Source organism: Aestuariivirga sp., assembly GCF_044238155.1.
GTDB lineage: Bacteria > Pseudomonadota > Alphaproteobacteria > Rhizobiales > Aestuariivirgaceae > Aestuariivirga.
In genome coordinates this window covers 1-8,057 of the sequence record NZ_JBIIDX010000155.1, presented here as the reverse complement: position 1 = coordinate 8,057, position 8,057 = coordinate 1, and the positions used below count along the sequence as shown (strand labels likewise).

Genomic DNA, 8,057 nt, shown 5'->3' with positions numbered 1-8,057 from the left:
CACGAAAGCCATGGCCATGATTGCAACCACGACCATAGTCGCCATTGATCACAATGCCTGACATTCTCGCCGAACCATTTTTCCAACGGGCCCTGCTTGCAGGCCTCGCCATCGCCTCCGTTGCAGGTCCTGTTGGTTGTTTCATCGTCTGGCGGCGAATGGCCTATTTTGGTGAAACGCTTGCTCACTCCGGCCTGTTTGGAGTAGGGCTTGGTCTTCTTCTTGGCTTCAGCCTTACGTTGGGAGCTGCGGCTTCTGCGGTGGCGGTGGCCTTGCTGCTCGGTCTGCTGCGGAAACAGCGGTTTCTGGCCACGGATACATTGCTTGGCATTCTCTCGCATGGATCCTTGGCTCTTGGCATCTTAACGGTTGGGCTCGTCACTGGTGCCACCGGAGATCATCTTGACCTTCTGTTTGGTGATATCCTGACCGTGAGTTGGCAGGATGTATCTCTCGTTTGGGCCGGTGCAGCGGCCGTGCTGTTGCTGCTCAGCCTTTTGTGGCGCGATCTGATTGCGATATCCGTTCACGAGGAATTGGCTGAGGCTGAGGGTATTCAGGTCAGACGAGTGGAACTTGGTTTTGTCATTCTGATCGCATTGATGACGGCAGTCGCCATGAAGATTGTGGGTTTGCTGCTCATAACCGCCCTGCTTGTCATTCCAGCTGCAGCGGCGCGGCGGTTGTCAAATGGCCCGGAGGCAATGGCAATGGTGGCAGCGGGCCTTGCGTGTGCTGCGGTTGTTCTTGGACTCGTCCTGTCGGCCTATGCCAATGCCGTCACCGGGCCGGCCATTGTGTTGTCGGCAGCTTTTCTCTTTGTCTTGACCTTGCTCCGGCCTCAGGCAAATTGAACACCATGGGTTATTCAGCAATCGGCAAAAGGCGTGAGTCGATCCCGGTTCGGGTGGGGGCCGTGACGGTTGGAGGCACAGCCCCGGTCACGGTCCAGTCGATGACCAATACCGACACTGCAGATTCGGCAGCAACTGCTCAGCAGGTGGCTGCCCTGGCGCGGGCGGGCTCGGAACTTGTTCGCATCACGGTGGATCGCGAGGAGTCGGCTCGTGCCGTCCCCCGTATCCGTGAGGCGCTGGACCGAATGGGTGTAGATGTTCCTTTGGTTGGTGACTTTCACTATAACGGCCATACGCTGCTGTCTGATCATCCGGCCTGCGCCGAAGCGTTGGCCAAGTACCGAATCAACCCCGGCAATGTTGGTTTCAAGGAGAAGAGGGACCGAAACTTCTCCATGATGATTGAAACCGCGTTGCGCTTTAATCGCCCCGTTCGGATCGGCGTCAACTGGGGCTCGCTTGATCAGGCGCTCTTGACAGAGTTGATGGATCAGAACGCACGCTCATCAACCCCTCGGGACGTGCGTGAAGTCATGCATGAGGCGGTGGTCCAGTCAGGTCTCATGTCGGCTGCACGTGCAGAGGAGTTGGGGCTCCCGCCCAACATGATTCTGATTTCGGCCAAGTGCTCCGAGGTACAGGATCTCATAGCGGTCTACCGTTCGCTGGCTGCACGCTGCCGGTACGCGCTTCATCTTGGATTGACCGAAGCTGGAATGGGTTCGAAGGGTATCGTGGCGTCCACCGCGGCCTTGGCTGTGCTTCTTCAGGAGGGGATTGGCGACACGATACGAATTTCGCTCACGCCTGAACCGGGCGGCGATCGTACTCGCGAAGTTGTGGTGGCCCAGGAAATTCTACAAACCATGGGTATTCGCAGCTTTGCCCCTATGGTGATCGCCTGTCCAGGCTGCGGTCGCACGACGTCAACGGTGTTCCAGGAACTGGCGCAGGATATCCAGTCTTATGTGCGCACCCGGATGCCGGACTGGCGCCGGGATTATCCCGGTTTCGAGACATTACAGCTTGCAGTGATGGGCTGCATTGTCAATGGACCTGGAGAATCCAAACATGCTGACATCGGCATTTCACTTCCAGGCACCGGTGAACTTCCCGCAGCGCCGGTGTTCATCAATGGCAAGAAAGCATTGACGCTGCGAGGTGACAATCTTTCGCAGCAGTTCAAGGATATTGTCGAGGACTACGTGAAATCCCGCTGGGGCGTGTAGTCTGGTTATTTCCGCCGAGTGACGATGAACTGCGCCACCGAGTTGAGCGTGGCAGCGCGATCGCCATAGGGAGCAAGGCTGGAAATCGCCTCTGCAACCAGCGTGTCGGCCTGTGCTTTCGCTGCCGTGAGGCCCAACACGTCCACAAAGGTTGCCTTGCCTTTGCCCCGGTCCTTCTGGGTTGCCTTACCCAATGCTTCGGGTGTTGACTCAATGTCGAGAATGTCGTCGGCGATCTGGAAGGCCAGCCCAATCTTGCTTGCGTATCGCAGCAGTGCGTCTGGATCGGCCCCGCCCATGACAGCTCCAGCCTCGCAGGCAAACCGGAAGAGGGCTCCGGTCTTGAGCGTTTGAATGGTTGTAATGGCCTCAAGGGCTTGGGTTGCGCTGGCTTCGGCCTCGATGTCCAGCATCTGGCCCGAGACCATGCCCGCTGCACCAGCGGCGCGCGCCAACCTCGAGACGAGTGTCAGGCGGACCTCCGGCGAGGAATGGGTTTCGGGAGAACTCAAGATATCAAAGGCGTAGGTCAGCAGCGCGTCACCCGCGAGAATTGCGGTTGCTTCATCAAAAGCCCTGTGGGCGGTCGGTCGACCCCGCCGCATGTCATCATCATCCATCGCAGGGAGATCATCGTGCACCAGCGAGTAGCAATGCACACATTCCAGAGCTGCGCCGGCTCGAAGTGCCTGTTCTCGCGGCACACCAAACAATGCAGCTGATTCCACAACCAGAAACGGTCGAAGGCGCTTTCCCGCACCAAGTGCAGCATATCGCATGGCCTCGGTGATCCGAGAGGCCGGAAAACCATGTGGCGGCAGCAACCGGTCCAGCAGGGCCTCGGTTTCAGTGGCGCAGCGGGCAAGGGCTTCCTCAAGGGACAAGGCATTTTTCCTGTGCTATTGCCCCCTTGATTAGGGACATGACCGAAGAAACTCAACCAGCCTCTGCTCCGCCCGCAGAACTTGCGGACACCCCTGCCGCATCTTCTGCACCCGGCAGCGACGAAGCCACGCGTCCGGTTCGGCGCTATCTGCGCTGGGCGTTATATGCAGTGGCTTTTGTTGTGGCATGGCCAATCGTAATGACGCTGGTCTACGCCGTAGTGCCGCCGCCTGTCTCCAACATCATGCTGCTGCGGGCTTTGGGCGGGGCAGGGCTCGACAAGCAATGGGTGAGCCTGGAGGATATATCGCCTGCGCTCCCGCGCGCGGTTATTGCGTCGGAAGATGCCCGTTTCTGTGAGCACCGCGGCGTTGACTGGGTCGAATTCCAGGGTGTGATCGAGGATGCTCTTGAAAAGGATGAGGCGCCTGCCCGGGGGGCATCGACCATCCCCATGCAGACAGCCAAGAACCTCTTCCTGTGGGATGGCCGCTTCGCCATCCGAAAGCTCATCGAACTGCCCATCGCAATGTGGATGGACCTGATCTGGTCCAAGCGGCGCATGATCGAGATCTACCTCAACATCGTGGAATGGGCGCCAGGCGTGTACGGGGCAGAGGCAGCCGCCCAGCACCATTTCCGTAAGTCCGCGAAAAAACTAACAAAAAAGGAATCAGCCCTACTCGCTGCGGTGCTGCCTAACCCAGTGAGGCGTAATGCCGGCAAGCCATCCAAGGGCGTGCGGGCAATCGCCAACCGCATCCTGATCCGCATGGCGGGCATGGGTCCCTATCTCACTTGCCTTGAACGCTAGTCTCGGCTAGAAGCCCGGCCCATGGATGGGCGTGGGCTTCTCCCCGCGCTTTTTTCTTATGGAGTCGTTCATGGCCGTCCCACGCAAGAAAATGTCAAAAAGCCGTATCGGCATGCGCCGGTCCGGCCATCAACTTGCCACCGTAACATGGGTGGAAGACAAGAAGAGTGGCGAACTCCATCGCCCTCACCATATCGATCTCAAGTCCGGCACTTACAAGGGTCGTCAGGTGCTTTCGGTCAAGACCGAGTCCTGATCTGCGGTTGAAGAGAGCCAACCAGTGCAAAAAGCCAGCCTTCGAGGCTGGCTTTCGCGTTTCAGGATAGTCCTGCGGAGCGTGGCGGGGTCGTCAGGCCGATCCCAGCAGTTGTTCGGCTGGCACGTAGGCATATCCCAGATCATCCGCAACGGCCTTGTATGTCACTTTGCCACTGGCCACGTTAAGGCCATTGCGGAGGTGAGCGTCATCGCTCAGCGCCTTCTTCCAGCCCTTGCCGGCAATCGCCAGCGCGTAGGGCAGCGTCACATTGTTCAGGGCGTAGGTGGAGGTACGTGCCACGCCGCCAGGCATGTTGGCCACACAGTAATGGATGACGCCGTCCACCACATAGGTTGGGTCAGCGTGAGTGGTGGCTTTGGAGGTTTCTGCGCAACCGCCCTGGTCAATTGCCACGTCAACCAGCACTGAACCAGGCTTCCAGTCCTTGAGCATCGTCTTGGTCACGAGCTTGGGTGCTGCGGCACCCGGGATCAGAACGCCACCAATCACCAGATCGGCTGACGCACATTCTTCTTCGACTGCGCCCTGCGTTGAGTAGATGGTCTTGAGCGACGTGCCGAAACGCCCCACCAATTCCTCCATCCGGTCGGTGTTCTTCTCGAGAACTGTGACATCGGCGCCCATACCGAGGGCAATGATGGCAGCGTTGGTGCCAACTACGCCGCCTCCCAGAATCACAACCTTGCCGGGCGCGACACCTGGCACGCCACCGAGCAGAACGCCCCGCCCGCCCTGTGCCTTTTCGAGGCAATGAGCGCCTGACTGCACCGACATGCGGCCTGCGACCTGGCTCATCGGCGCCAGAAGCGGCAGGCCACCGCGCGCCGATGTAACGGTCTCATAGGCGATACAGATGGCCCCGGATGCCACCAGTTCTTTGGTCTGGGCCGGGTCTGGCGCAAGGTGGAGATAGGTGTAGAGGATCTGTCCCTCGCGCAGCATCTTGCGCTCGCCGGCCTGCGGTTCCTTGACCTTGATGATCATGTCCGCCTTTGCAAAAATTTCCGAAGCACTGCTGATGATCTTCGCACCAGCCTGCGCATAGTCGGCATCGCTGGCTCCGATTCCGGCGCCGGCATTGGTTTCAACCCATAGCTGATGTCCGTGACGCCCGGCCTCGCGCACCGATGTAGGCGTCATGCCAACGCGGTATTCGTGATTCTTGATTTCCTTCGGAACGCCAATAAGCATTGAAAATCCTCCCGTTTCAACTTTGCCAAGCTACCAAAGCCCGGCCGAAATGATTTCCCGATTCAAAGCCCCAAACACTTCATGATTGAAAAATTATTCGGAAATATGCTATTTTCGACGAATGAAAACTCATGTTATTGATAGAACTGATAAAATCATTCTGTCTGAATTGCAAAAGAACGCTCAGCGGCCGGTCGCGGAATTGGCTCAACGCGCTGGGCTTTCTGCCTCTTCGTGCCATCGGCGCGTCAAGCTTCTCGAAGAGGCGGGCGTGATAACGAGCTACACGGCAACTCTCGACCGCACGGCGCTAGGTCTTGCCAATGAGTTTTTCGTCGAGGTGTCGCTGTCTGCCCAGACCGAGGAAGCATTCGAGAAGTTCGAAACAGCCGTGCAGAAGGTGCCCGAGATCCTTGAATGTCATCTCATGAGCGGCCAATTCGACTATCTCCTGCGCGTGACGGCTGCTGACGCGGCTGACTATGAGCGAATTCATCGCTCACGCATCTCGAGGCTTCCTGGGGTGCAGCGTATCCAATCCTCATTGGCACTGCGCACGGTCAAGGCTTGGGCTGGCTACCCGATTTAATTCAACGAACGATCAAGCTTGCGATCCCGCAGGATCATCAGAATGCCTGCCGCGACGACGATTGCTGCGCCAATCCATGTATAGAGATCCGGAAAGTCGCCGAACAGAATGAGTCCGAACCCAACAGCCCAGATCATCGCTGAATACTCGAAGGGCGCAACGAAATTTGTTTCTGCCAGACGATAGGCATTTATGAACAGGAGCATGGCGCAGGCCGCCAGGACGCCGTGTCCAAGCAGCAAGGCAGCGTCAAACGGACCAGGCCAGACCCATGGCCTCGATAGAAAAATCAAGCTCGGGTGGGTGAAGGGTCCAAAGTCGATAAGATTGAATAACAGTCCCACGCCGAGCGCGAGACTGGCATAGACGAAATTCTGCCAGGTTGCGATGATGATGGGCGGTACTTTCTGTGAAAGGGGCCGGCCCAGCATCTGGCCAACCGCATACCCAAGCGCCGAGAATAGAGCCAGCAGGGCTGCCGGCTCGAACACCCCGCCACCGGGACGCACCATGATCAGAACGCCGATGAAACCGGCCACGATGGCCGCCCAGCGATGAGGCCGCACCCGTTCGCCAAGCAGGGGGCCCGCCAGTCCTGCAACGAAGAAGGGCATGGTGAAATAGATTGCCACTGCATTGGCAATCGGCATGGCGGCGAGGGACAATACAAAGCTCAGATACGCACTTGCCAATATCAGGCCGCGCAGCAACACGAGGGGCAGGAGTGGCGTCATGATCGACCAGCCCTTGCCTTCGCGCCAAAGGATGAAGGCGATGACGGGCATCGTCGCAATGCAACGGAACAGTAGTGTCTCGTAGGCTGGATAGCCTGAAGACATGTATTTGACCACCGCATCCTGCGCGGATGCGAGACCAACACCTCCCAGCACACATAAAGTTGCAAGCGTTCTATTATCAGAGGTAAGGCGCATGCTGCTCAGCGATGCTGTAGGCTTGAGAGAATGTGGATTCCGGGCTCGATCTTCTTTTCGTCGATGGATGAGAAGGCCAACCGGTAGAAATTACGGGGTGCGTTTCTTGCGCCAAACGCTATCTGGCCAGGTTCGATCAGCACGCCCTTCGCAGCTGCCGCCCGAGCGAGTTGTTCACTGTCAAGGCCAGGCGGGCCCTCGACCCAGAAACTCGTACCACCGAAGCTTGGAACCCGGCTTGCGTCCGGAAGATGGTGATTCAGGGCCGCACCCATAGTCTCCCAACGGCTACGGTAGGCGCGATGCAGACGCCGGATGAGCGTATCATGGTGTCCCAGCGCCAGAAACAGTGCGGCTGTGCGCTGGTTGTTGTTTGGAGCGTGGCGTACCATGAGGCGTCGGAGTGCGCGAGCCTGAGCCACGATGTCACGTGGAGCCACCAGGAAGCCGAGCCGTAGTCCTGGGAACAAGGTTTTTGACAGCGAACCCACGTAGATGACCCGCCCCTCATCGTCGAGCGATTTCAATGCTGGACAAGGCTCGTTCACGTAATTCGTTTCGAACTCGTAGTCATCCTCGATGATGACCACGTCATGTTTTGCCGCTCGCTTCAGCAGTTCCATGCGGCGCTCCAGCGGCATGGTGACCGTGGTTGGAAACTGATGGCTTGGCGTGGTGAACACGATATCGCACGCGTTAAAGGCCTCTCCCGGTGTGAGGCCTTGTTCATCGACTGCCAGAAGGGCCACATTGCCGGTGGCGAGGCTGAAGATGTTGCGCACGTCGGGATAGCCTGGGTCCTCCATGCCAACGTGGGTCTCGCGGCTTACCAGCAGTGTGGTGAGAAGATAGAGGGCATTTTGTGCCCCAAGAGTGACGAGTATCTCATCATCATTGGCCATGATGCCCCGTCGCGGCAGGATCCGGCGCCGGATTTGCTCAACGAGCAAAGGGTCGTCGTGGGCCCATGTGTCATTTGTCCAGGATCCCAGCCATTTCTTCCCGAGGGCCTGGCGGGCGCAGTCGCGCCATTCCGCAAGCGGAAAAAGTGTGTGATCCACCTGGCCATAGATGAAAGGGTAGGGATAGGTCTGCCAGTCCAGTGGTTTGGAGACGTTGATCTGATTCGCCGGCTGCATGGTGAGGCGGCTTGACCAGTCGAGCGCACCGGATGGAATGCCCGGCTTTACCGCCAGCTTTGGCGGGGCGGCATCCTCGATTGCCTTGTCGGCGACGTAGTAGCCAGAACGCTCACGGGCAACCAGGTAGCCGTCGTCCAG

9 protein-coding genes and 1 pseudogene are annotated in these 8,057 nt (G+C 58.4%); 6 read left to right on the top strand and 4 right to left on the bottom strand.

Annotation, left to right across the window (positions count from 1 at the left end):
- Window positions 1-53 precede the first annotated feature (53 nt).
- Window positions 54-854 carry a metal ABC transporter permease gene (locus ACILRN_RS14245; RefSeq protein WP_395689373.1) on the top strand — a complete coding sequence of 267 codons (801 nt, stop codon included), beginning with the start codon at window positions 54-56 and terminating at the stop codon, window positions 852-854.
- A 5-nt stretch (window positions 855-859) separates the two neighbouring features.
- A complete protein-coding gene (gene ispG / locus ACILRN_RS14240) occupies window positions 860-2,086 on the top strand; it encodes a flavodoxin-dependent (E)-4-hydroxy-3-methylbut-2-enyl-diphosphate synthase (RefSeq protein ID WP_395689371.1) in 1,227 nt (408 codons plus the stop codon).
- 5 nt (window positions 2,087-2,091) lie between these two features.
- On the opposite strand, the gene ACILRN_RS14235 is transcribed toward ispG, so the two are convergent.
- A complete protein-coding gene (locus ACILRN_RS14235; RefSeq protein ID WP_395689369.1) occupies window positions 2,092-2,970 on the bottom strand; it encodes a polyprenyl synthetase family protein in 879 nt (292 codons plus the stop codon).
- 38 nt (window positions 2,971-3,008) lie between these two features.
- Here ACILRN_RS14235 and mtgA point away from each other — a divergent pair, with 38 nt between their 5' ends.
- Window positions 3,009-3,785 carry a monofunctional biosynthetic peptidoglycan transglycosylase gene (gene mtgA, locus ACILRN_RS14230; protein WP_395689367.1) on the top strand — a complete coding sequence of 259 codons (777 nt, stop codon included), beginning with the start codon at window positions 3,009-3,011 and terminating at the stop codon, window positions 3,783-3,785.
- A 70-nt stretch (window positions 3,786-3,855) separates the two neighbouring features.
- The gene (gene rpmF / locus ACILRN_RS14225; protein WP_395689365.1) at window positions 3,856-4,041 is read left to right on the top strand and encodes a 50S ribosomal protein L32; all 186 of its coding nucleotides are present in this window, start codon (window positions 3,856-3,858) and stop codon (window positions 4,039-4,041) included.
- 93 nt (window positions 4,042-4,134) lie between these two features.
- Here the strand turns inward: rpmF and ald are convergent, their stop codons facing one another.
- On the bottom strand, window positions 4,135-5,256 hold the full coding sequence (ald, locus tag ACILRN_RS14220) for an alanine dehydrogenase (protein WP_395689363.1): 1,122 nt from the start codon (window positions 5,254-5,256) through the stop codon (window positions 4,135-4,137).
- 121 nt (window positions 5,257-5,377) lie between these two features.
- On the opposite strand from ald, the pseudogene ACILRN_RS14215 reads away from it, so the two are divergent.
- Both ACILRN_RS14215 and ACILRN_RS14210 read left to right on the top strand, forming a co-directional pair.
- A pseudogene (locus ACILRN_RS14215) lies at window positions 5,378-5,527 on the top strand (AsnC family transcriptional regulator); the annotation flags it as partial.
- Window positions 5,528-5,845 (top strand): Lrp/AsnC family transcriptional regulator, encoded by a 318-nt coding sequence (locus ACILRN_RS14210; protein ID WP_395689376.1) that lies wholly within the window; start codon window positions 5,528-5,530, stop codon window positions 5,843-5,845.
- Here the strand turns inward: ACILRN_RS14210 and ACILRN_RS14205 are convergent.
- Window positions 5,842-6,777, bottom strand: a complete 936-nt coding sequence (locus ACILRN_RS14205) for a DMT family transporter (RefSeq protein WP_395689361.1) — start codon at window positions 6,775-6,777, stop codon at window positions 5,842-5,844. The two genes, ACILRN_RS14210 and ACILRN_RS14205, sit on opposite strands and share 4 nt — an antisense overlap.
- A gap of 5 nt (window positions 6,778-6,782) precedes the next feature.
- On the bottom strand, window positions 6,783-8,057 hold a 1,275-nt coding region (locus tag ACILRN_RS14200), incomplete at its 5' end, for a PLP-dependent aminotransferase family protein (protein ID WP_395689359.1).